The sequence below is a fragment of the Staphylococcus sp. MI 10-1553 genome, from assembly GCF_010365305.1.
GTDB lineage: Bacteria > Bacillota > Bacilli > Staphylococcales > Staphylococcaceae > Staphylococcus.
Window position 1 is genome coordinate 1,672,707 of the sequence record NZ_CP048279.1, and the last position, 24,293, is coordinate 1,696,999.

Consider the following 24,293-nt stretch of genomic DNA (forward strand, 5'->3'; position numbering starts at 1 on the left):
GAGACTTGCCTCAACTCAATTCGGCTAGATTGAGGTGTACACGGGATGGAGGCCGAATTGGATTTTCGGGAGCAGTGCAGAAATCGGATGTTCAACAAAGATTTCGTCATACTGCCTCCCAAGGCTGACTAGGCTTCTTAACAGTGGAAGCATTGGAAAGTCAGACAGCTACTGCGTTAAACAGTGACCACTATTAAACTGAAAAGATGTTTACTTGGGCTGTATCCATTACCTCAAGAGTCTCGAATGGTTCTTGCAATCTATCATTCATTCACTAAATTTTAAACAGATCGAATCAGATTTCTTCTCCTTTTCCTTATACTCTATTAAGTCATCTTGGTTTTGTGTGGAGATGATTTGTTTTGCTTACTGAGTGAGCTAAAAATATAGGAAATATTTAAAATGTATAGCACCTCATGTCAATTGAGGTGAATTTGTATTAAAATAAATAAAACATAACATTTTATCGAAAGAAGTGAATTTGATGAGTCGAAATTTCATATACATATTAATTGTGATTGGTATTGCGAATATTATCGCGCAATTGGGCTTTATCATCGCAAGTTTGTTCGGTTTCATTCATTATTATCCATTTTTCCAGTTAATCGGGAGCTGTTTGTTAGTTCTTTTCGCGATAGATACTTTGAAGTTCAATCGCTCTAAAACGATATATTTAATTGCTGGATTGGCGTTTGTTGTAGCAGGCGTACTTTTAAAGTTATAAAGGCATCAACTCTGATTCGATTGTTCATTTACGTTATAATAAATGTGAAAAGGAGTGAGATGATATGGCGCAATTTCGTAGTGTGACATTAGGCACTAAAAGTATAGACAAAACGATTGATTTATTTCATAATATGTTAGGTATGGCGTACGAAAGAAAGGGCAATCGTGTTCAATTTGGAGATGCGCAACTCAGCCCTGGTACACGCCTTCAATTTGTTGAAATAGCAGAAACCATTGAGCCTGCACATCAACATTTTGTAAGTGTTGCATTACGTACACCGAGTAACGATGGTGTTGATGAATATATGGCCATTTTACAAGAACAGCAACATTCATTTGAAGGGCCTGCACATTTGGATGGTCATCAATTGATACATTTTTCCGATGCCAATGACCAACAATTCAACATTTTTTCAGACGAAGCGAATGTAGGCATTGGATTGGGAATGCCTAATGAAGAGAGTTCTGTCAGTCCGCTACATCAAGTACAAGGACTCGGCCCAGTGATGTTGCGCACACATGAACCGGCTGTGACGATGACGTTACTAAGCGATTTATTTGGTTTTAAACCTATTGCTGAATACACTTCACCTAAAGCAAATCAACGTGTCATAGTTATGGAAGGTGAGGGCGGTGGTTTAGGTGCTGAAGTGCATATTTATAAATCAGACACAGTACAGATTCCACCTTATGGCATCGTTGAACAACTCGAATTTACGGCACAACACGAAGACGAATTTAATTATGCGTTGAATCAACTGACACATCACGATATCCCTTTTCAACAACTTAAAAATGATCAACATGAGACGCGTTCTATTCGTGTCAATGATATTAGTGGTTTAGCATTGATTTTAACATTAGCGCATGCAACGAAAGGAAGTTAAACTATGTTACATGAAACTTGGAAAACGCGTACACCACTTAAAAAAGTGAAAGTCGTTCATACAGATGCAAAGAAATTTACTGTCAGCGATATGTTAACTGTTGGCGAAACATATGATGTCGTTAACGAGACTGAAGAATACTATCAAATTATTGATAATTCAGGACACGTAGGCGGTTATTACAAAACTTATTTTGAAGAAGTATAAGCACTTCTTTCGTTATAACGATTTAAAATTTCAAAAAGCGGGGGTATCTCGTCGATACTCACGTCTTTTTTCATGCACTTTAACAGAAAGGGAAATGACAATGGTTAAAGAATTTACTGGTTATATTAACTCCGATGAAACTGTTCTTGGAGATGCAATCAAGCTGTTCGAATTGAATAAAAATATTTTGTTAAAAGGGCCAACTGGTTCAGGAAAAACAAGATTAGCTGAAACTTTAAGCGAAATCACTGAATTACCGATGCATCAAATTAACTGTTCTGTTGATTTAGATGCAGAAAGTTTACTCGGCTTTAAAACGATTAAAACATCAGATGAAGGCCATCAAGAAATTGTATTTATCGATGGGCCAGTCATTCGGGCGATGCGTGAAGGTCACATTTTATACATCGACGAAATCAATATGGCGAAACCTGAAACGTTACCAATTTTAAATGGTGTGTTGGACTATCGTCGTCAACTGACAAACCCATTTACAGGTGAAGTCATCAAAGCCGCACCTGACTTCAAAGTCATTGCAGCCATTAATGAAGGCTATGTCGGGACACTACCGATGAATGAGGCGTTAAAAAACCGTTTCGTCGTCGTCAATGTAGATTATATTGACGGGCAAACTTTACATGATGTCATAAAAGCGCAAAGTTTATTGCAAGACGATCCATTAATTGACCAAATTATTAAATTCAATGCTGATTTACGTACGATGACACAACAAGGGCAATTGTCTGAAGAGGCAGCAAGTATTCGTGCTTTAATCGATATGAGTGATTTAGCGACTGTGATGCCGATTGAACGAGCAATTCAGCGTAGTATCATTGATAAATTAGAAGATGAACGTGAACAACAAGCGATAATGAATGCGGTAGAACTTAACTTTTAGAAGGTGATATTATGAGCGATCGCTTTATCATGTTTAACGACGAACAACTTGATGCCATGAAAATGATGATGTTACAAGATTTGGCACGCTTGTTGTTGAAAAATCCAAATACACAAGTGAAAGTCCACAAATTTCCGTATTATGATGCAATCAATGATGAGTTAATTTGTAGTTCTTTTTGGGCTCATCGACCTGAACATATTGAACATATCGGACTGAAGACAGACGTTTTACTTGCGACTTATAGTTATTTTGATATGGAACCACAAATTGTCAGTGAAGTCGTGGCGAATGAAGAAGGATTCAATCATCCGAAACTATATCGTCAACTTTTTAAGATGATGGAAGAGATGCGTATTTTAAATTTAATAGAACGCGAACGCCCACGTACACAAAAAATGATTCAACTTCGCAAGCAAATACGGCAACAATATAGTGCGTCACAAATTAATGTGTATCAAACAAAAACATTATTTACAGATTTGTTCTTTTTAAATTTAGAATATTCATTTTTACGAGATGATTTTTATACAATTCCGCATATTCATCCTGATTTTCAGCCGACATTAGAATTTATTTATCAATATTTGCCGGATGCCTTTCAACTTCAGTCAAGTGAAGAAACCATGTATTTAACGCAAAGGATGATGTATCAAGTAGATGACTGGTTAGACGAAGATATGTTAAATGAATATTATCACATCCCGCGCCACGTCTATGAAGCATTATGCCAATTTACACTTGAAGATTTGAAACGTGTCGATGCCGCAAATACGAATCAGCATAATGGAACTGAAGAGGACGATGTCGAAACTGAAAAAATAGAGTCTAAAAATATTGATAGCGAATCTGCTGGTGGTGCTTATCTCGAAATGGAACTCCATGAAGGCGAAAACAGTGATGTACTGGGTGATGATAGTGCACGTGAAGGTGACAGCACTGATGATATGACAGACATGATGAGTAAAAAAGGCAAAGGTTCAAACGATACTTTAAATGATCAAGAAGGTGGCGAACAAGGGCCTTCAAATGCATTACTGAGTCTTAAAGGTATTAACCAATATGTGGATATCAAGTGGAATGTGCCAGATATTTTACCAGAATACATTGAAAGTTATCGTCAAGTTCAAACATCTGTCCAATTTGAAATCAAGGATCTTATTCAAATTATTAAAAAGACGATTGATCGTGAATATCAAGACGTGCGTACGAATTTAACGAAAGGCCGTTTGCAGCGTAACTTGGTCAATTGGTTTATAGATGATCAGTACAAACTATTTTATAAAAAAGCTGACCAAAGCCGTACTTTTGACGCTACTTTTACATTATTAATTGATGCATCAGCAAGTATGCACGACAAAATGGACGAAACGATTAAAGGCGTTGTGTTATTCCATGAAACATTGAAAGCACTCAATGTAAAACATGAAATACTTGCGTTTAATGAAGATGCGTTTGATGCAGATGCACAATATCAACCGAATATTATAGATGAGATAATTAATTACCATCAGTCAACATTCAATACCGAAGCACCGAGAATAATGTCACTGACGCCTCAAGACGATAATCGCGATGGGGTAGCGATTCGTGTCGCAAGTAATCGCTTATTGTCTCGTTCGGAACTACAGCGTTTTCTCATTGTCTTTTCGGACGGTGAACCTTCTGCATTTAACTATAGTCAAGACGGCATTTTGGATACGTATGAAGCTGTTGAAAACTCACGCAAACTCGGTATCGAAGTGTTCAACGTGTTTTTAAGTCAAGAGCCAATGACTGAATCGATCGAACAGACCATTCATAACATTTATGGACAATATGCCATCTTTGTCGAAGGTGTCGAACATTTGCCAAGCTTACTTTCACCACTACTGAAAAAGTTGTTATTGAAGTCGTTTTAGTCATTTTTTGTCTATTTTGTAACAACAATTTTCAAATTTTCAGAAATTTTATAGACGGCTACACGTTCTTGTGATAGAATGAATCATATTTTATTTAGAAATTTTAAGGAGTAGCGTTATGAATAAAAACACTTTATTTATTGGGTTTATGTTATTTGCCATCTTTTTTGGTGCAGGGAACTTGATTTTCCCACCAAATTTAGGACTAGAAAGTGGACAATTCTTTTGGCCGTCAATTTTAGCTTTTGTCATTACGGGTATTGGTCTTCCGTTGATGGGCGTGATAGTAGGTGCCTTAGACAAACAAGGTTACATTGGTTCAATTAACAAAATACATCCCGTTTTCTCAGTTGTATTTTTAGTTTCGATTTATTTAACGATCGGACCGTTATTTGCCATTCCACGTACAGCATCAACGTCTTTCGAGATGACTGTGACACCGATTATTCATTCGAGTAGTCCAGTTTGGTTATTCGTTTTCTCAGTTATCTATTTCTTAATCGTGTTGTACTTATGTTTGAACCCTGGCAAAATCGTTGACCGTATCGGTGCCATTTTAACACCACTTCTTTTAATCACGATTATTGCGATGATTATTAAAGGTTTCGTAGATTTTGGAGGTAGCGCACAAAACACTGCTAACCCTGAGGCATATACTTCTGCGTTAGGTGGTTTTTCTAAAGGTTTCACTGAAGGTTACTTAACGATGGATGCGATTGCGGCAATTGCGTTTTCAATGATTGTTGTAAATGCAATTAAAGCTACAGGGATTAAACACGCGAATGATATTTTCAAACAAACTGCAATGGCAGGTATCATTGCTGCCATCGCTTTAGCAATCATTTACATTTCTTTAGGATTCATTGGTAACCATATGATCATTCCTGAAGAAACAATGAAAAAATTAGTTGAAAATGACCAAAACATCGGCGCTTACTTGCTCATTACGATGGCGGATACAGGTTTTGGTTCATTAGGCAAATATTTACTCGGTATTATCGTGGCACTGGCTTGTTTAACGACAGCTTGTGGTTTAATCGTATCAGTAAGTGAATATTTCAACAGTATTTTACCTAAAATTTCATATAAAGTTTATGTCTTCATCTTTACAATCATCAGCTTTATTTTATCGAACTTAGGTTTAAATGCAGTAATTAAACTTTCAATTCCTGTATTATTGATTGTTTATCCAATCGCCATTACAACTGTACTTTTAATTTTAATCGCACGTCTTGTACCGACACGTCCGATTACACAACAAATTACTGTCGCAGTCGTAACGATTGAGTCAATTCTTAGTGTCATCAATGCAAATGGTTGGGCGAAAATTGGTTTTATCAATCAATTGCCATTACATGAACATTCATTAGAGTGGTTCCCAATCGCTGTCATTACGATAATTATCGGCTACATTATTGGTGCATTTATGAAAAACTCTGATATCATCGTGTACGAAAAAGAATAAGATGAACATCAATAACAAGACAAGTCGCATTTCTGTGGCTTGTCTTTTTTATATCGTAAAATTCCATATACTTCTCATTCCATTAAACCCAATCATTTGTAAATGACGTTTATTTTATTGATAGGGTGGTGAATGAAAAAAGTTGAACGATATAGTTTCATTCACAATTTTATTTCAACTTTCAACTTTCATTATCATCTTTTAAATTTGCAATCGTACTTTAAATCAATATGACTTCCCACTATCTCACGTACGCAATAAATAAGAGATGAAATTGAATGTTACTGTTCATTTAAAGCACCATTGTTATATTGAAGTTATCAGATGATGACTTATGTTTAGAGGAGATGTTCATTTTTTATGAAAGAAAACCAAAAATTGTCAAAAGCTTTTCTGTATTCTGCCATTCTTGTTTTCCTGATGTTGTTATTAGGCGTATTCTTCCCAAAGCAGTTTGGTAAAGTGTCAGGACAAATCGGCAGGTGGATTATTAATACATTTGGCTGGTACTACATGATGACGATGACTTTTATTGTGTTTTTCAGTTTATTTCTTATTTTTAGTCCAATAGGGAAATTGCGTTTAGGAAAACCAGATGATGAGCCAGAGTTCAAAACAATATCTTGGCTCGCTATGTTATTTAGTACGGGGATGGGGATTGGTCTCGTTTTTACGGTGCCACTGAACCGATGACACACTATTTAACGCCACCGAATACGTCACCTGAAATAAACGCAGCGATTATGGATGCGATGCGTTCAGCCTTTTCCATTCCATTAGGGGATACATCCTTGGGCCATGTATGGTATCGTGGCACTATCCTCGCATATTTCCAATTTAGAACGTCGTCATCTCGGCTTAACACTTACACCAGATAAAGAAAGTATGCGTGAATATATCTCTGAATCGAGAAAAGATGAGAATGATGAACTCGATCGTAAAGAAACAGATGATTATGTATATTAACAAAAAACAGGCTTGGACACAGTTACCAAGCCTGTTTTTTGTGGTTTTTTACTGACCGTCGCGCTGAACTTTCGCTGTTGTTAAACGTGCTTTCAAATCTGATTCTAATGCGAGTAAATCTTTCTCAGCCTGTTGACGCTTTTCACGGCCTTCTTGTTGAATTTGTAATGTTTCTTCAATCGTTTGAATAATATTATCTTGTGTCGTCTTCAATGTTTCAATATCGACAATACCGCGCTCATTTTCTTCTGCAGTGACACGCGCATTTTGACGCAACATTTCAGAATTACGTAATAAAATTTCATTCGTTGTATCTGTCACTTGCTTTTGTGCTATCGCAGCCTTTTGTTGACGCTGCAATGTTAATGCGATTGCCATTTGATTTTTCCATAACGGAATACTTGTTAAAATAGAACTTTGAATTTTTTCAGCTAATGCTTGGTTTACATTTTGAATCATCCGTATTTGCGGTGCAGATTGTAAAGAAATTTGGCGTGATAATTTTAAATCATAAATCCGTTTATCAAGGCGGTCGACAAACTGCTCCATATCCGCAACATCTTGGACAGCCATTTGGTCGTCGGCATCTTTCACTCTCTGACGCATATCTGGCAAAACGTGTTGTTCAATTTCTGTTTTCTTTTGTTCTGCCGCTGCAATATAAAGATTAAGTACATCAAAATAGTCTTTATTTTGCTGATACAAGCCATCCAACAGCTGAATATCTTTCACCAGCAATGCTTTATTTTTATCTAGCTCTATTGAAATACGATCGACTTGTGAGCTCACAGATTGCATACGTGAAAAAAGTTGCTGCATCGAATTTTTTGAGCGTTTGAACAATTTTTTGAGGAAATTGTCGTTTTGTTGTGATAGCTCATCCGGATTTACTTCTTTCAACTTTTTCATCAACTGTTCCAATGTTTCACCAATTGGTCCCACATCTTTCGACTGAATTTCATCCAACATTTGATGTGAAAAATGAGAAAGATGCGTTTGTGCATTTGAACCAAATTTCAATAAGCTATCATGATTTAATGGTTCGATTTGCTCTGCTAAACTTTGAATTTTTTGGCGATCTTGATCATTAAAATGTTGGTTTAAATATTTTGTTTCTACTTCCGTCACTTCTGCTGTCTTTGGATAATCAAAATCATTAAAATACGCATCTAATGGATGAGTACTTGTTTCACTCGTGAGATCATTTGACTTCATGAATCATTCTCCATTTCTTTAGTATTTCTTCTTTGGTACATTTCATTGAGTCGCATTTCAGTATCCAACTGTTCATAATCTTGCGCATTAATTTGCTTTAAATCTGCAATGAGTGTACGCTTCACTTCTTCTAAAGTAATTCGTGTTTGTTGTAGCATTTGTCGTTCGTTGTCCGCTTTAAGTGGCATTTTAGCAAGCCTCGTATAACTTTCAACTAAGTTCAACGCATTATCAATATGCGAGTAGTAAAAGCTTTCAATATTGAAAAACTGAAAAGGTCGTTGCTTAATAGCTGAATTAATTGTACGAGATAATCGGTAAATATCATTCACTAACTTGAAATCTTGTATCGATCTTATTTTTATAAATGACTTTAAAATACGCTTATTTTTGCTTTGAACTAAGTTAATTTGATGTATAATGTAGTGATAATCTTTACGCGTCAAATTCATTTCTTTCAAATAGGCACGTGAAGTCAGACGTTGTGTAGGTACATAACCGACCACAAAACCAGCGATACCGATGACGAAATCTATTAAAAATGTATAATCTAAAATGACACTTGTAAAAAAGGCGATAACTGCAACAGGCACCCCAACCATGGCGCCCCAAACCCTCGATAATAAATATCTCATATTCATCTTCCTTTATGAAATCGCTCTAAAGTTATGATATTGTTCGTTAATTTCAAGTTCATCTATTGTATATGTTTCCACACGTGAAGCAGGGGAGGCCCCATTAATGACTGCCTGAGTAAAGGACTCAAGTGACGCATCATCACCTTGTGCGTGCACCTCTACATAATCCTCAATATTTCTCACTGTGCCTTTGATTTGATACTTCAAGGCTAATCGTTCTGTAAAATAACGAAATCCAACCCTTTGAACACGTCCATATACTCGGATTAAATAATATTTCATGCATTTCACCCCTCCACTTAATTATAAGTATTTTCAGTGCAAAAGACTAATATTTAAGTTTCATATCACTTATTTTTAGGTCTTTTAGCTTGCTTTTTAAATTTAAAGATACTATCTTTTTTAGTAAGACTTTTTTTACCTATAGGGGGACGTTAGTTATGTGGGAAGTTGCTAAGGTTCGTGCAGACTATGAAGGTTGGTGGTTATTCGATGATTGGCCAGAACACATCATTGATTCGCAAAAATTTGATACATTTGAAGCATTTGAACAAGCTTATCAACGTATGATTCAACAAGCCAAAACGGATTATGATAATTTTATTGTTGGGAAATATAACATTTATGCATTTTATAATAATTGTGATCTAAACTTTTGTGAGGATTGTGATGAAGATTTACAGATTTTTTATAGCTTCATTACTTTAAAAAATGAAAAAATATATTTGAATTTGCCAATTATAGACTAATCAATAAATTTTAAATTCTATATTGCAAATATTGTCACATTACCTTATAATAGGGGTAAGCAATGGCATTATTCCATATTGCAAAGAATATTTTTCAGTTTTTATTTATCGAATTTATAAAGAATGAATCAGTATTTTTTGTAATATGCGAATAGCGCATATTGAATTTTAGTCTTGGAGGTTTCACAGATTATGAAACAAGGTACAGTAAAATGGTTTAACGCTGAAAAAGGTTTTGGTTTTATCGAAGTAGAAGGAGAAAACGACGTATTCGTACACTTCTCTGCAATCAACCAAGAAGGTTACAAATCATTAGATGAAGGTCAATCAGTTGAATTTGAAGTAGTTGAAGGCGACCGCGGTCCTCAAGCTGCAAACGTTGTAAAACTATAATAAATAGATGCAATATTGACTTAGAAAAAAGCAGTGAAGTTCGCTTCGCTGTTTTTTTGTTTTTTTATAAATGTTTTTATCCTGTTATAAAGAAGATGGTCCTTTTGAAACATTCGAATCTCCAGAAGGCTTTGACGATTTAACAGACGAAGAAATCAGATATTTAGCCTTTGGAATTAAACCCGAATAAGCACCTAACCGATAAAAAGGTAAGGTGCTCTTTTTTTAACTATTACATCGTCGAAAATCAACACGTAAAAAGCGTCGGTCCTAGGAAGCAATCATTTCTTGCCTCATATGATGATTGGCATTTACTTCACATCATTAATAATCAATTGGCGTAACGATTGACGTTTCACGACTTCTCTCGCTTTCCCATTTTGTACAAAGAACACGCTAGGTTTCTGCATTTGGTTATAATTTGAAGCCATACTGTAGTGATACGCACCTGTCGTTAACACGGCTAAATAATCGCCTCGTTTCACACTAGACGGTAACTTTGCTTCGTGAATAATAATATCTCCTGATTCACACAGTTTTCCTGCAATTGTTACTGTTTCGTCAGGTGTTTCATTACGATTAATCAATAATGCTTGATATTGCGCGTCGTATAATGCTGTACGGATGTGATCGCTCATTCCGCCATCGATGGACACGTACTTATTGACACCAGGAATGTCTTTAATCGTACCGACTTCATAAAGTGTTACGCCCGCTTCTGCCACAATAGAACGCCCTGGCTCAATACTCAATGTCGGAATAGGGTATTTTAATTGCTGACATTCTGCTTTAATCGCTTGTACGATTTCTGTCATACCTGCTTCAATGTCGAACGATTGGTCACCATCAATATATTGCGCACTAAAGCCGCCACCTAAGTTGAGTAAATCAATCGCAATCGCATGTTCGTCGAGCCAATTCAGCACCATTTTAGCAGTTTCAATCATACCTGTTGTTTCTTCAATTTGCGAACCGATATGGAAATGAATGCCTTTCAGCACGATGTTATTTGTGTTACGAATTTTTTCAACCGCTTCTAAAGCTAGACCATGTTTTAAAGAAAGACCGAATTTACTTTTCTCTTGACCTGTTTGGATAAATTCATGCGTATGTGCTTCAACACCTGGATTAACGCGTAATAGGACGTCTACAGGTTGAGTGGCATACTGTTCAATAAGATCAATCTCATCTAATGCATCGACAACGAAATAACCAATACCACTCTCAAGGGCATATTGAATTTCATGTTTCGTCTTATTGTTGCCATGAAAATGGATGCGTTGTGGGTCAAATCCTGCTTCTAATGCTGTGTAAAGCTCTCCCTCTGATACGACGTCTAATTCGAAATCTTCTTCGGCCGCAAGTTTAACCATTTGAAGACATGTAAATGCTTTTGAGGCATATGATAACACATAGCCTATATCGTTTTGTTGAAATGCACTGTGATAGCGTCTCATTTGTTGACGAATTTGATCTTCATCATACACAATCGTCGGCGTACCGAAACTTTGTGCTAACGTTTTTAAACTTGTTCCTCCCATTGTTAATTCACCATTTTGATTATAACTGACTGTCATTTATACATACTCCTTTATTAACGAATTCAAATTTAATGCACTTAGTTGTTCAGAATTAGCACCGACACCTTTAAACGTGTAGTCATCAATACGCAAATCTGAATTATATAAAATGACGCTATCTTTTGCTGATACTGTGTCATCTACTTCCACAAACATATGACTCATCATGAGCGCGCGAATTGGGTAACGCTTGCCATTGATTGAGACGTCATGTTGCGCTCTTTTCCGCAAAATGCCATCTCCATATCCGACATCTACAACAGCTAAACGTGTATTCGGTTTATCAACGGTATAAGCAAAACTGTACCCACAATGATCGCCTTGTTGTACATCGCGCACTTGAATCACATTTGCTTTTACTGTCAAAGCTTGTGTAATACGATCAGATGACAGTCTAGAGTAGGGGCGTGAACCATATAACGCAATGCCAATACGTGCATGTGTATGATGATTAAATACACGTTGACCTTCTCGATAATAACTGGCGCTATTTTGGGCATGAATGAGGTCGAAATGATACCCTTTTTGATGCACGAGTGTCTCCACAATATCCAACCATGCCTCACGTTCTTGTTCATACATATCGACATCAAATTCATCCGCATAACCGAAATGTGTCCACAAACCTGTTATTTTCATCTTAGGTGCCGGATTGTTCTCATGATCATCTAAAACGGCGAGTAATTCATCTTTTGTTTTAAAGCCAGAACGATGGAGTAGGTTTTCATATTCCAAATGCACTTTCACACCTGCTAAAGCTGTTTTATGTTCAAAATAAAACGCTAAAGACGGCAATGTTATTTGGATATCATTTGCTCTCAAACGTTCAAATTCATCAGTCGCATTCATTAAAAATATCGTTGCTGCTGGCGCAAGTTCTCGAATACGCACCGCTTCAACTAACGATGTCGTACTAAACGTATCAATACCTGCTTGTTGAAACGTATGTACGGCAAAATCTAAACCGTAATTGTACGCATTATTTTTCACAACCGCCATAACAGATTGTTTTTGCGTTACTTGTTTCACATTTTGAAGAAATTGGGCTGTATCGACTTGCCATAATGCTGTCATGCTTCCACCTCATTGTAGTTCATTAATAATCGTTCGTAATAATCTGCAATACGAATCAACATGCACTCATCAAAGTTTAAATGCGGTGTATGCAAACCTGTCACGAACTGCTTTTCTTCGTTACGTGTACCGACAAAAACGAAATACGCCGGTGCGATTTGATCATAAAAGCTGAAGTCTTCACCAAATAAATAGGGCAGTTCATTTTCGATGACATTGAGTTGATTGTATTCGAGACTTTCGACGACATATTTTTTCAATGCAGGATGATTCATTGTAGGGGGATAGCCTTCCGCAAAACGAACTTCACATTTCACACCGAATAACAGTTCTGCACTGTCACTAATTTTTTTCATTTGACCTTGAATGATACTTAAATCATCTATATCATACGTACGAATGGTGCCTTCTAAGTAGCCATTGCTCGGAACTGTATTAATCGCTTCTCCAGCATGAAAATGACCGATATGGACGATATTTCGTTGCAATCCATTCAAATGATACTGTTGTATTTGAGACAATTGCGTCATAATGTGTTGTAACGCTTCTCCGGCTGATTTACCTTGTTCTTTGTTGGCAACATGACTCGATTCACCTTCAATAAAAAAGCGGAATTCTGTCGCACTAGCCGTAATTTCATTGTCACGAATTACAACCGAACCTTCTTCAACAAAAGGCATCACATGAACACCATAGATTGCTTTAATGTCATATGGTGCAAATGCGTTGGCTTTAATTAATAAATTCGCGCCACCACCGGATTCTTCAGCAGGTTGAAAAATGAATAAGACATTGTGTGGTAGCTCACCTTTGTCATACAATGCTTTACAACGTTGTGCAAATAGCATAAGCGCTGTCGTATGACCATCATGACCACAAGCATGCATGCGATCATCTACTGTACTACGATAATCGACATCATTTTGTTCATGAATTGGAAGGGCATCAATATCTGCCCTAAAGGCAATCGTTTCATCACTTTGACCTTTTAAAAAACCGATAATGCCAGTTTCAAGAGGACGTTCATAAGGAATATCTAATGACTCTAAAAAACGTTGTAAGTATTGTGTTGTTTCATGTTCTTGAAGACTCAGCTCGGGATGTTGATGAAGATATCGACGGTGCTGAGTGACAAATTCAAGTTCATTCATATGCTTTCACTCCCATCATTATGTATAAAAAGAGAAGCTGGGACATGATGTTTGTCTCAGCCATAAAAGCAGCATTATGTTCATCATTAGCAGAAGATGCCCAAACTGAATACATACGTTATAAAACGCTATCAGTTTGAGTCATCATCGCCGAAACAGGACGCCGATATGAAATCCCATGGACTTATTACTGATCTAACTGACGTAACGCTGCTACAATTTCACGTTTTGAATCTTCTACTTCATGCGCTTGTTTAATCACTTTCGCTGGTGTCCCTGCAACAACAGCACCTGCTGGCACATCTTGCGTCACAATGGCACCTGCAGCTACAATCGCACCTTCACCGACACGTACGCCTTCAAGAATAACGGCATTCGCACCAATTAACACGTTATCCTCAATCACAACCGGAGAGGCACTTGGTGGTTCAATCACACCTGCTAGTACTGTACCGGCACCGACATGGACATTTTTACCTGTAGTTGCACGACCACCTAATGTTGCATTCATATCAATCATCGTTCCTTCACCAACGATGGCACCAATATTAATCGTTGCACCCATCATCACGACAGCGCCATCCCCAATCACGGCGTGTTCACGAATAAATGCGCCTGGCTCAATACGTGCATTCGTATTGATTAAATCTTTCAATGGAATCGCCGAATTACGTCGGTCCATTTCAATTTCTATATCTTCAATGCGCATTTGATTTTCTTCATAAAATGCATGCCAATCTGATGCTTCACAAAAAATGACTTTTGAATTTTCTGAACCGAATACTTTAAATTGATCAGGAAATTGCACGTCACTGAATTCACCGTTGATATAAACTTTAATCGGTGTAGATTTTTTCGCATCACTAATATATTGAATGATTTCTTCAGCTGTAAAATTTTTAACCATAACGTTTTATACGCTCCTTTTATAAGTTATCAAATGTATAATACCCTGGTTGACGGTGAATTAACTTTTCTGCTGCACCTAACGCGCCATTCGCAAAAATATCTTTCGACTGGGCACGGTGAGAGAGGGTAATCGTTTCATCTGTTCCTGCAAATAAGACATCATGTTCACCGACAATTGTACCCCCACGCACGGTGTGAATACCGATTTCATTTTTCGTACGTTTGGCATCATGTTGACTCCTGTCATAAACCGGTGTGACATCTTGTCGTAGCGATTCAATTACATCATAAAGTTTAACGAGCGTGCCACTTGGTGCATCCACTTTTTGATTATGATGCGCTTCCGTTAATTCAATATCAAAGTCTTGGAGTAAAGGCACTGCCGCTTCTAATATTTTAGTAAGTACATGGACACCATAACTCATATTGGCACTGAAAAATACTGGCATCTTATCACTTAACGCTTGAAGTTTATCAGTAATTTGTGTCTTTTCACCCGTTGTTGCAATGACAAGGGGCAGTGTGAAATCTTCTTCTAATAATGGCAGTAACAATTGAGGATGTGAAAAGTCAATCGCAACATCCGCATCTGTCACTTCACTGATTTTTTGATAAATCGGATAGGGCACATGATCCGTTGAACGACCTGCAATCACTCCTACAATGTCATGTCCGTTCGCTTCAGCTAATCGCGCGACACGTTGGTTCATTGCACCATATCCAATTAATAGAATTTTCATGTACGAACACCTGCTTTAAATTGATGGTAAACTGCTTTTAACTGTTGTTGTTCTTCGTCATTCAGTGGTACTAATGGCAATCGAACCTCATATTGCCCAAAGCCTTCTAACGCTGCCAAATATTTAATCGGAATGGGATTAATATCGACACTCATCGCATCAAGAAGGGTAGCAATCGGTTCAAATCGCGCTTCTCGATCCTTAACGTTTGTATAAATTTGTTGGAATTCATTCGGAATGACATTCGCAACGACCGAAATGACACCATGACCACCTTGTTCATAATATGACACAATATTATCATCGTTTCCACTATACAATGCAAACTTGTCTGTATCTACACGTTGTCGAAGTTCTGCTAAATAATTAAAATCATCGGTCGCATCTTTTAATGCAACGATATAAGGATTCTCACTTAAACGAACAACTGTATCCACTTCGATTGTTGAGTTTGTTCTTGATGGCACATTATAAAGGACTACAGGCAGTTCTGTCGCATTCGCAATGGCTTCAAAATGGGCGATTAACCCACGTTGACTCGTTTTTAAGTAATACGGTGTGATGAGCATAATCGCATCTGCACCTAATGCTTTTGCATGTAACGACGCTTCGATTGATTTTTTCGTGTTATTCGTCCCAGTTCCAACAATAATCGGAACACGTTGCGCATTTTCTTCTATTACTGTTGTTAAAATACGATCTTTTTCTTCATCTGTTAAAGTTGGATTTTCAGCTGTCGTACCGTTAACTACAATGGATTGAATACCATTATCGATTAAAAATTGGACCTGGCTTTTTATCGCTTCATAATCAACTTCACCATTCGAAAAAGGGGTGATTAAAGCGACACCTGTACCTTCAAAAATATGTGACATAATTTATGCTCCTTTCAATTTAAGTACCTGTTCTAACACTTGAACTGCATTGAGCGCAGCACCTTTTAATAAATTGTCTGAAGTGACCCAAATGTGGAATGTATTATCTAACGAATCGTCTTTACGAATACGTCCAACAAACACTTCATCACGACCTGTTGAATGAATCGCCATTGGATATTCATTTTTTGCTGGGTTATCTACGAGGACAACACGCGCATCTTGTTCAAAAAGCGCTTGAATAGCTTCCACTGTTGCCGGTTGGTCTAGCGTCACATTCATATGGACACTATGGCTATCTTGTACCGGTACACGTACACAAGTTGCTGTGACATTTAAAGTCGGTTCATTTAAAATCTTTCTTGTTTCATCAATCATTTTTTGTTCTTCTTTTGTATAGCCATCTTCTAAAAAGACATCGATGTGTGGTAATACGTTGTTATATATCGGATGTGGGTAAGCTTGAGGTGCCACACCTTTTGGACCGTCTTCCAAATCTTTTTTACCTTTCATACCTGAACCCGATACCGCTTGATAAGTCGTGTATGCCACGCGCTTTAACCCATATTTTTCTTGCAATGGTTTTAGTGGTACGACCGATTGAATCGTTGAACAGTTAGGGTTAGCAATAATACCTCTTTTAAAAGTAGGGGCGTTGACTTCAGGTACGACAAGGTCAACATCTTCCGTCATACGCCATTGACTTGAATTATCAATAATGATTGCACCGTGTGATTCAAACAGTGGGGCAAAATGGGCACTCGTACCGCCACCCGCACTCATTAAGACGTAATCAAAACCACCATCCGTTGCTTCATCAGTTAATTCTTGTACGACATATGTCTGACCTTGAAACGTTACTTCTTGACCTGCTGAACGCGCTGAAGAAAAAAGCACGAGTTCATCAAAGGCGATGCCTTTACGATCAAGTGTTTCTAAAATCTTTGTTCCTACTAATCCTGTTGCACCTACAACTGCTAATTTTGTCATTCCACTTCACTCCATTTTTTTCAATTCACAAGTATTGTAATGTTCTTAAAATTTAGACAATAATTGAACGATTTATATTACAGATTGGCACATTACGTTTGTAAATAGAGCACATTTCAGAAAGTGGGGGATGTCACATCTGTACCACTTCAAAAAGGATAAATAAAAAACAAGCTCGGCGTGCGAACTTGTTAACTCTATATACAAGTGATGCACTCCATTATTTAAACAATAATGACAGATTCTTAGCTCTTAACCAGAGAATCCAACAAACAAGCACCTGCAATACTGTTCGTTTCGGCATCTCACCCTTTCGATATACAATGCTTGCAGACATGATTTCAATATATCTACTTATGATCGATGCGCCTCATCAGTAACTATTCAATTATTATGGATACCATTATACATAGAATGTCATCACGTGTAAACAGAAAAACGTAAAATTTTAAAATACATCAAGATTTTCAGTATTCTTTTTGATTCTATTGACGACTTTTCAATAAGCAACGTGTTGTTGAATCGAGTTTGAAAGGCAAACATTCAAAGATACAAAATGAATTGTTGATATGTTTTCATTACACATTTGTGCGTTAATATTTTTATAATTAAAGCACAAATGTGTACTAAAGAAGCATGACAAATGATAGATCAAACAATGATTTTAGAAAAAATTTCAGATGAGAAGGGGTTTATCTCTATTCATGAAGCCGAAAAACATGGTGTAAGTCGCTTTAAATTGTCGTATCTTGCAAACCAAAATAAAATCCAACGCGTAAAACACGGCGTCTATGCTCTATATGAAGAAATGACAGATGACTATGCGCTTTTGCAACAGCGAAGTGACAAGGTGATATATTCTTATCATACTGCCTTACAAGAAAACTCATAAAATATGGAGGAAAACTGAAGATTGAGAAAGCAATACGCAGGTATATAGAGGTGCTCGTATGAGATCAAGGGAACAAATCAAAGGAAAAATCAAACATATAGCTAACACAAAACATTTAAAAGCTCAAGAAGTCTTACATATGTTCTTTTTAACGCGTTTTAGAAAGAATTGAAAAATCTAATTATCGCCACTCATTTATTATGAAAGGGGGTTTCTCATATCATCCTTAATTGGTATTGATAACAGGACTACAATGGATATTGATGTGACCATTATGGGTCTCCCTCTAAAAAAGAAAACATAACGAATATGATTAAAGACATATTCTCTATCGATTTAAAAGATGGCATAAGCCTAAATATCTTAAAGAAAGCACTTCAAACCACATCTAAAGTCAGACATTCACAAGAAAATATAGACGACTCGAAAAAATTTTAAAAAGATATTAGTGAAGATGAAAGTTTAAAGCAAAAATGGCGAAACTATATTAGAGAAATCCATATATAGGGAACATATAATATAAGGAGGTTACAAGCGTCTTGGTAGAAATATTTAAACAATTAAGCTCATTCTCTCAATAACCTAAAGATAAATTCTCATTATCCATTTCAATGAATCAATGATAAATTAAAAACGAGATGACATCATATCATCCCGTTAAAAAAATTTTATGCTTTAGATTTTAAAATACCTTTTTCTTCTAAGTACGCCTCGTAAGAAATTTCTTTCGATAAACCACCAGGCACATCTAAATCGATAACACGGTTCGCAATCGTATTAATAAACTCAAAGTCATGAGATGTGAAAATCATAGACCCTTTAAATGATTTCAAACCTTCATTGACAGATGTAATACTTTCCAAATCTAAATGGTTCGTTGGCTCATCTAATAACAATACATTCGCACTAGAAAGCATCATTTTACTTAACATACAACGCACTTTCTCACCACCTGAAAGAACGCTTGCTTTTTTCTTCACTTCTTCACCACTGAATAACATACGTCCCAAGAAACCACGTAAAAATGTTTCAGTTTGTTCATTTTCTGGCGCATATTGTCTTAACCAATCTACTAAGTTCATGTCAACGCCTTCAAAATACGCTGAGTTATCTTTAGGAAAGTAGCTTTGAGAAGTTGTCACACCCCATTTATAGCTGCCTTCATCCGGTTCCATTTCGCCTGCTAAAATTTTAAGTAGTGTCGTTTTCGCGATTTCACTTTCACCCATTAATACAGCTTTGTCGTTCGGATTCATCGTGAATGACAATGAATCTAACACTTTTTCACCGTCAATTGTTTTAGAAAGGTTTTCAACAAATAATAAATCATTACCAATCTCACGTTCTGGTGTGAATTTTACGAAAGGATAACGACGTGAAGACGGTTGAATGTCATCCAATTCAATTTTCTCAAGTTGTTTTTTACGGCTCGTAGCTTGTTTAGACTTAGATGCATTGGCAGAGAAACGTGCAATAAAGTCTTGTAACTCCTTAATTTTCTCTTCTTTTTTCTTATTTTGTTCTTGTGCCATTTTTTGCGCTAATTGACTTGACTGATACCAGAAGTCATAGTTTCCGACATAAACTTTAATTTTACCGAAGTCTAAGTCAGCAATATGCGTACATACATTATTTAAAAAGTGTCGGTCATGGGATACAACGATAACTGTATTTTCAAAGTTAATTAAAAAGTCCTCTAACCAACTGATCGCTTGAATGTCCAAACCGTTTGTCGGCTCATCCAGTAATAGTACATCAGGCTCACCGAATAAACTTTGCGCGAGTAACACTTTCACTTTTTGGTTATTTTCAAGCTCTGACATTGTTTTATCGTGCAAGTCCGTACCAATTCCTAGACCAGATAATAATGTTGCAGCATCAGATTCCGCGTTCCAACCATTCATTTCAGCAAATTCGCCTTCAAGTTCAGCTGCACGAATGCCATCTTCGTCACTGAAATCAGGTTTCATATAAATGGCATCTTTTTCTTGCATCACTTCAAATAAACGTTCATGACCTTTAATTACCACATCTAACACGCGTTCATCTTCATAAGCAAAGTGATCCTGTTTAAGGACTGCCAAACGCTCATCTTTACCGAGTGACACGTGACCTGTTTGTGAATCAATTTCACCTGATAAGATTTTTAAGAAAGTAGATTTTCCGGCACCATTCGCACCAATTAAACCGTAACAATTTCCTGGTGTAAACTTAATGTTCACATCTTCAAATAATTTACGATCACCAAAACGTAAACTTACATCCGTAACTTGTAACATGCATTTTCTCCTTTAATTCATTTATTCTAATGGATGCATTATATCATGAGAATGCCTTATAAATCTAATTTCTATTGTATTTTCTATCGTAGTCTTGGCTAAAAACATATACATTGTTCAAGAGATTTCATTATTTCACTGCTTATCACTCATCGACATGCTATAATAGCAATAACTTATAAATTAAAGAGGAGTAAGTTATGTCATTTAAAGAAAATGAAATTATTGGGACGATAGAATTTCTAGAAGTGAAGTCACTTGAAGGTTCTACGTATCACTTAGAAGGTCCAAACCGAGAAAAGATTAAATTAAATGCATCTGAAGTTAATGAAGATGATGATTTAGAAATAGGGGAGTCGTATAGCTTTTTCGTTTACCCTAACCGTTCTGGCGATTTGTTTGCGACTCAAAACATGCCAGATATTACTGTTGGACGTTATGATTTTGTACGCGTGTTAAACACAGATCGTGATGGAGCTCGTGTAGATGTTGGATTGCCTCGTGAAGTATTAATACCATGGGAAGATCTACCTAAATTGAAGTCATTATGGCCAGAAAAAGGCGACGAAGTATTGTGTACATTGCGTATTGACCGCGACAGACAAATGTTTGCACGTTTAGCTTCAGAAACGACAGTCCATCAAATGTTTACACCTGTCGCAGCAGACAAACATGAAGAAATGCGCAATCAAATGATGAAAGCACGTCCTTACCGTTTATTACGGGTTGGCACATTTTTATTATCAGAAGACGGTTATAAAATTTTTGTTCATGAGTCAGAACGTCAAGAAGAACCTCGTTTAGGCCAAGCATGTGATGTCCGTATTATTGGCGTGAATGATAAAGGGGAGTTAAACGGTTCATTTTTACCACTTGCACACGAACGTTTAGATGACGATGGCGAAAAAATATTTAACCTACTCGTAGAATATGAAGGTGAGTTACCATTCTGGGATAAATCTAGCCCTGAAGCAATTAAAGAAGTATTCAATATGAGCAAAGGTGCATTCAAACGTGCAATTGGTCATTTATACAAACAACGCCTCATCAACATTGAAACAGGTAAAATCAGTTTGACACGTAAAGGTTGGTCACGTGCAGAAAATAAATAGTTAATGATTCATTAGAGGCTTGCCTTAAGTGGTGAGTCTCTTTTTCACTTTAAATACCACATATAACACTCACACAAATGTCAAATCAACCTACAACCATACCATTTTTACACTAAAATTCACTTAGTTTATCTCTATCAACTTCATTCTTGAAATCCTTAAATGTTTATTAACTTAGAGTTCTTATATTATCGTTTAAAACAGAACAATATATAATAGCGATTAATGTGTTAATAAATGTTGTATAAAACATGAGATAAAGAAAAAAAGAGGTGAATAAATTGATTACAAACAAAAACATATATAGTATACGAAAACATAAACTTGGCGTCGCATCATTCTTATTAGGGACATTATTTATTGTAGGACATGCACATGATGCCGAGTCTTCAGAACTGAGCACAGCAGCACAAGAGGACAAAGTATAACTAACGAAACTCTTAACATTCAATATATCGACGGTGTAAAATTCATTCAATCTAACATGGGATAACGGCGTCGCTTTCTATTCTAGAAAAAGCGCATAGCAAGATGACGGAATCAAACAAATCATCATCGTCTACAACTGACGAAGTGGTTCCTGAAACAGGTGAATCATCATCACAATCATTTGCTTTAATCTTCGGTGGTTTACTCAGTCTATTAGGACTTGATTTATTACGTCGATCATTTAAACGAAATCCGTTCTTCGATTAAATAAGCTTGACATTAAAACCCCTTATTACGCTATGATGTGCAATGAGGGGTTTCACTATATATTAAATTTCAGTCGTTAATGATTCTAATTCGTCCACCAATTCGCCAATATAAGCAATCGTATCTTTAAGTGGTTGATCTGTTGTGACATCAATACCAGCGAGTTGTGCCAATTCAACAGGGGACTTACTTCCACCTGCACTCAGTGTGTTCAACCAATCTTGAACAGCAGGCTCACCTTCATTTTTAATACGTTGTGCCATAATCGTACCAATTGTTAAACCGGCAGAATACGTGTATGAGTATAAGCCCATATAGTAATGAGGTTGACGCATCCAAGTCAATTCAGCACCATCTGTAATAGTCACTGTATCTCCCCAGAATTGTTCGATGACATGTCGTTTAATCGCATTTAAAGTAGGGGCGCTGAGTGATTCGCCTTGATCGACACGTTGATATACTTCACGTTGGTATGCAGCTTCAAGTAAGTGTGTCACCATATTATGATAGTACGTACGAGAAATAATCGATGCGATTGCCCAACGTTTGAAACGAGCATCATTACTGTTTTTAAATAAGTAATTCAACATTAACATTTCATTCATTGTCGATGGCGCTTCAACAAAATACATAGACGCATCAGATTGTAAATAATTTTGATGCTTTTGCGCAAATGTAAAGTGTCCGGCATGGCCTAGTTCATGTGCTAAGACAAACGCTTCAGTCATTTTACCTGTCCACGAAATAAAGATATAGCTATGTGATGCATAAGGGCTCGCACAATAAGCACCTGTTTCTTTTCCTTTATTTTGAGGAAAGTCAATCCAACGCGCTTCATACGCTTGGTGCAACATGTCGACATATTCTGAACCTAATACATCTAACGCACCAAAAATGTATTTTTTAGACTCTTCAATTGTAATTTCTGGTTCAAAAGTAGGATCGATAGAGATTTTTAAGTCTTCAAATTTTAGTTCATCTAAATCGTTAGCTTGTTGAACAAGTTTCGCATATTTACGCATCATTGGCGCTAAATCGGACATGATTAAATCAATTTGACGGTGATACATTTCTAAAGTAACATCTTGTTCTTCCAATAAATATTCAATGACCGAATCATAACCACGCAAGTCAGCCTCGAGCTTTTCACGTTGAACTTGTGCATTATACGCTGCAGCAGTCGTATGTTCATACTTTTTAATTGTATCGCTAAAATGACGGAAACTTGCACGACGAAGCGCTGTATCGTCATGATCTTCGTAATAACCTTCAAATGTCGTATAATCCATATCATATGTTTTACCGTTGACTTCAAATGTACCGAAATCAATATCTAACATTTTCGTCACACCATAAATATCATATGGCACGTCTAAAGCTGGCGACATACTCGCAAGTGCTTCTTCAGCTTTAGGATGGAGTTGATGTGGCTTTTTCTTTTGTAATTGTGTTAAATAATAGCCGTAATCTAACTCTGAAATCGCTTGTTGCATTACAGCATCATCGAGATTTAATAATTCTGATTCAACAAATGTAAGCTGGCTTAAAACTTTGCCGTATTGTGTAGAAAATAGGGCATTTAAACGTTGTCTTTCAGCATCTGACGTATCGACGCTATGTAGTAGTTCCGCATAGTTACCCGCACGCTCCAATTCAACGAGCAATTGCGCATATGTATTTAAACCTTTTTCAATATTTTCAACTGTATTGAGCTGGTTTTCGTATTGGGCTTTAAATGCTTGAGCTTCTTGTGGCAATGATTTGAGCGCTTGTTCATAGCTTTCCGAATTAGGATATAAATCAGTCAAATCCCAAGTTTCTGCTGTAGCAACTTCTGAACGATGTGGTAGTTTTTGTGACATAATAAAACCTCCTTAGTATATATAATTTCATTATAACGTTTTTTAACATCTTTTCACATGTGAAATCATTATCCGAGCCATTAAAAAT

General features: G+C 36.6%; 26 protein-coding genes and 1 riboswitch. Of the genes, 14 read left to right on the plus strand and 12 right to left on the minus strand.

What is annotated here, in order from left to right; all coding sequences use genetic code 11:
- Positions 1-484 precede the first annotated feature (484 nt).
- The 8 genes from GZH82_RS07825 (at position 485) to GZH82_RS07860 (ending at position 7,050) form a co-directional block, all read left to right on the plus strand.
- A complete protein-coding gene (locus GZH82_RS07825) occupies positions 485-724 on the plus strand; it encodes a hypothetical protein (protein WP_162682019.1) in 240 nt (79 codons plus the stop codon).
- 64 nt (positions 725-788) lie between these two features.
- Positions 789-1,613: a VOC family protein gene (locus tag GZH82_RS07830; protein WP_162682020.1), complete on the plus strand. Its 825-nt coding sequence runs from the start codon at positions 789-791 to the stop codon at positions 1,611-1,613.
- 3 nt (positions 1,614-1,616) lie between these two features.
- Positions 1,617-1,820, plus strand: a complete 204-nt coding sequence (locus GZH82_RS07835) for a DUF6501 family protein (RefSeq protein WP_014613937.1) — start codon at positions 1,617-1,619, stop codon at positions 1,818-1,820.
- Positions 1,821-1,920: 100 nt separating this feature from the next.
- Complete coding sequence (locus tag GZH82_RS07840; RefSeq protein WP_162682021.1) at positions 1,921-2,718, plus strand: ATP-binding protein; 798 nt, start codon at positions 1,921-1,923, stop codon at positions 2,716-2,718.
- A gap of 11 nt (positions 2,719-2,729) precedes the next feature.
- Positions 2,730-4,619 (plus strand): vWA domain-containing protein, encoded by a 1,890-nt coding sequence (locus tag GZH82_RS07845; protein WP_162682022.1) that lies wholly within the window; start codon positions 2,730-2,732, stop codon positions 4,617-4,619.
- 118 nt (positions 4,620-4,737) lie between these two features.
- The gene (gene brnQ3, locus GZH82_RS07850) at positions 4,738-6,084 is read left to right on the plus strand and encodes a branched-chain amino acid-like transporter carrier protein BrnQ3 (RefSeq protein WP_162682023.1); all 1,347 of its coding nucleotides are present in this window, start codon (positions 4,738-4,740) and stop codon (positions 6,082-6,084) included.
- 360 nt (positions 6,085-6,444) lie between these two features.
- On the plus strand, positions 6,445-6,777 hold the full coding sequence (locus GZH82_RS07855; protein WP_238989541.1) for a BCCT family transporter: 333 nt from the start codon (positions 6,445-6,447) through the stop codon (positions 6,775-6,777).
- A gap of 105 nt (positions 6,778-6,882) precedes the next feature.
- Entirely contained in the window at positions 6,883-7,050 is a 168-nt protein-coding gene (locus GZH82_RS07860; protein ID WP_203232797.1) for a hypothetical protein, read from the plus strand.
- Between the two features lie 48 nt (positions 7,051-7,098).
- Here the strand turns inward: GZH82_RS07860 and GZH82_RS07865 are convergent, their stop codons facing one another.
- From GZH82_RS07865 to GZH82_RS07875, 3 genes are read right to left on the minus strand one after another with little or no spacing between them, the layout of a single operon-like run.
- Complete coding sequence (locus GZH82_RS07865) at positions 7,099-8,265, minus strand: toxic anion resistance protein (RefSeq protein WP_162682025.1); 1,167 nt, start codon at positions 8,263-8,265, stop codon at positions 7,099-7,101.
- Positions 8,262-8,900 carry a 5-bromo-4-chloroindolyl phosphate hydrolysis family protein gene (locus tag GZH82_RS07870; RefSeq protein WP_162682026.1) on the minus strand — a complete coding sequence of 213 codons (639 nt, stop codon included), beginning with the start codon at positions 8,898-8,900 and terminating at the stop codon, positions 8,262-8,264. Before GZH82_RS07870 ends, GZH82_RS07865 begins: the two co-directional genes overlap by 4 nt.
- Before the next feature lie 12 nt (positions 8,901-8,912).
- Positions 8,913-9,185: an acylphosphatase gene (locus tag GZH82_RS07875; RefSeq protein ID WP_162682027.1), complete on the minus strand. Its 273-nt coding sequence runs from the start codon at positions 9,183-9,185 to the stop codon at positions 8,913-8,915.
- A 158-nt stretch (positions 9,186-9,343) separates the two neighbouring features.
- Here GZH82_RS07875 and msaA point away from each other — a divergent pair, with 158 nt between their 5' ends.
- Both msaA and cspA read left to right on the plus strand, forming a co-directional pair.
- Positions 9,344-9,652, plus strand: a complete 309-nt coding sequence (msaA, locus tag GZH82_RS07880) for a regulatory protein MsaA (protein ID WP_162682028.1) — start codon at positions 9,344-9,346, stop codon at positions 9,650-9,652.
- Positions 9,653-9,844: 192 nt separating this feature from the next.
- Entirely contained in the window at positions 9,845-10,045 is a 201-nt protein-coding gene (cspA, locus tag GZH82_RS07885) for a cold shock protein CspA (RefSeq protein WP_014613945.1), read from the plus strand.
- 311 nt (positions 10,046-10,356) lie between these two features.
- Here the strand turns inward: cspA and lysA are convergent, their stop codons facing one another.
- From lysA to GZH82_RS07920, 7 genes are all read right to left on the minus strand, one after another.
- Entirely contained in the window at positions 10,357-11,622 is a 1,266-nt protein-coding gene (lysA, locus tag GZH82_RS07890) for a diaminopimelate decarboxylase (protein ID WP_162682029.1), read from the minus strand.
- Positions 11,623-12,699: an alanine racemase gene (alr, locus tag GZH82_RS07895; protein ID WP_162682030.1), complete on the minus strand. Its 1,077-nt coding sequence runs from the start codon at positions 12,697-12,699 to the stop codon at positions 11,623-11,625.
- Positions 12,696-13,850, minus strand: a complete 1,155-nt coding sequence (locus GZH82_RS07900; RefSeq protein ID WP_162682031.1) for a M20 metallopeptidase family protein — start codon at positions 13,848-13,850, stop codon at positions 12,696-12,698. Before GZH82_RS07900 ends, alr begins: the two co-directional genes overlap by 4 nt.
- Before the next feature lie 187 nt (positions 13,851-14,037).
- The gene (gene dapD / locus GZH82_RS07905) at positions 14,038-14,757 is read right to left on the minus strand and encodes a 2,3,4,5-tetrahydropyridine-2,6-dicarboxylate N-acetyltransferase (RefSeq protein ID WP_162682032.1); all 720 of its coding nucleotides are present in this window, start codon (positions 14,755-14,757) and stop codon (positions 14,038-14,040) included.
- 19 nt (positions 14,758-14,776) lie between these two features.
- Complete coding sequence (gene dapB, locus GZH82_RS07910; RefSeq protein ID WP_162682033.1) at positions 14,777-15,499, minus strand: 4-hydroxy-tetrahydrodipicolinate reductase; 723 nt, start codon at positions 15,497-15,499, stop codon at positions 14,777-14,779.
- Positions 15,496-16,374, minus strand: a complete 879-nt coding sequence (gene dapA, locus GZH82_RS07915; RefSeq protein ID WP_162682034.1) for a 4-hydroxy-tetrahydrodipicolinate synthase — start codon at positions 16,372-16,374, stop codon at positions 15,496-15,498. Before dapA ends, dapB begins: the two co-directional genes overlap by 4 nt.
- A gap of 3 nt (positions 16,375-16,377) precedes the next feature.
- Positions 16,378-17,364 (minus strand): aspartate-semialdehyde dehydrogenase, encoded by a 987-nt coding sequence (locus GZH82_RS07920; RefSeq protein ID WP_162682035.1) that lies wholly within the window; start codon positions 17,362-17,364, stop codon positions 16,378-16,380.
- A 202-nt stretch (positions 17,365-17,566) separates the two neighbouring features.
- Positions 17,567-17,746: riboswitch (Lysine riboswitch) on the minus strand.
- 261 nt (positions 17,747-18,007) lie between these two features.
- Here GZH82_RS07920 and GZH82_RS07925 point away from each other — a divergent pair.
- Positions 18,008-18,256, plus strand: a complete 249-nt coding sequence (locus GZH82_RS07925) for a type IV toxin-antitoxin system AbiEi family antitoxin domain-containing protein (RefSeq protein WP_162682036.1) — start codon at positions 18,008-18,010, stop codon at positions 18,254-18,256.
- Positions 18,257-18,924: 668 nt separating this feature from the next.
- On the opposite strand, the gene GZH82_RS07930 is transcribed toward GZH82_RS07925, so the two are convergent.
- Positions 18,925-20,535: an ABC-F family ATP-binding cassette domain-containing protein gene (locus GZH82_RS07930; protein WP_162682037.1), complete on the minus strand. Its 1,611-nt coding sequence runs from the start codon at positions 20,533-20,535 to the stop codon at positions 18,925-18,927.
- 200 nt (positions 20,536-20,735) lie between these two features.
- On the opposite strand from GZH82_RS07930, the gene GZH82_RS07935 reads away from it, so the two are divergent.
- From GZH82_RS07935 to GZH82_RS07945, 3 genes are all read left to right on the plus strand, one after another.
- Positions 20,736-21,647 carry a CvfB family protein gene (locus tag GZH82_RS07935; protein WP_162682038.1) on the plus strand — a complete coding sequence of 304 codons (912 nt, stop codon included), beginning with the start codon at positions 20,736-20,738 and terminating at the stop codon, positions 21,645-21,647.
- Positions 21,648-21,928: 281 nt separating this feature from the next.
- Positions 21,929-22,075 (plus strand): YSIRK-type signal peptide-containing protein, encoded by a 147-nt coding sequence (locus GZH82_RS07940; protein ID WP_162682039.1) that lies wholly within the window; start codon positions 21,929-21,931, stop codon positions 22,073-22,075.
- A gap of 103 nt (positions 22,076-22,178) precedes the next feature.
- On the plus strand, positions 22,179-22,343 hold the full coding sequence (locus GZH82_RS07945) for an LPXTG cell wall anchor domain-containing protein (protein WP_162682040.1): 165 nt from the start codon (positions 22,179-22,181) through the stop codon (positions 22,341-22,343).
- Between the two features lie 62 nt (positions 22,344-22,405).
- Here the strand turns inward: GZH82_RS07945 and pepF are convergent, their stop codons facing one another.
- Positions 22,406-24,205 (minus strand): oligoendopeptidase F, encoded by a 1,800-nt coding sequence (gene pepF, locus GZH82_RS07950; protein ID WP_162682041.1) that lies wholly within the window; start codon positions 24,203-24,205, stop codon positions 22,406-22,408.
- Positions 24,206-24,293 lie beyond the last annotated feature (88 nt).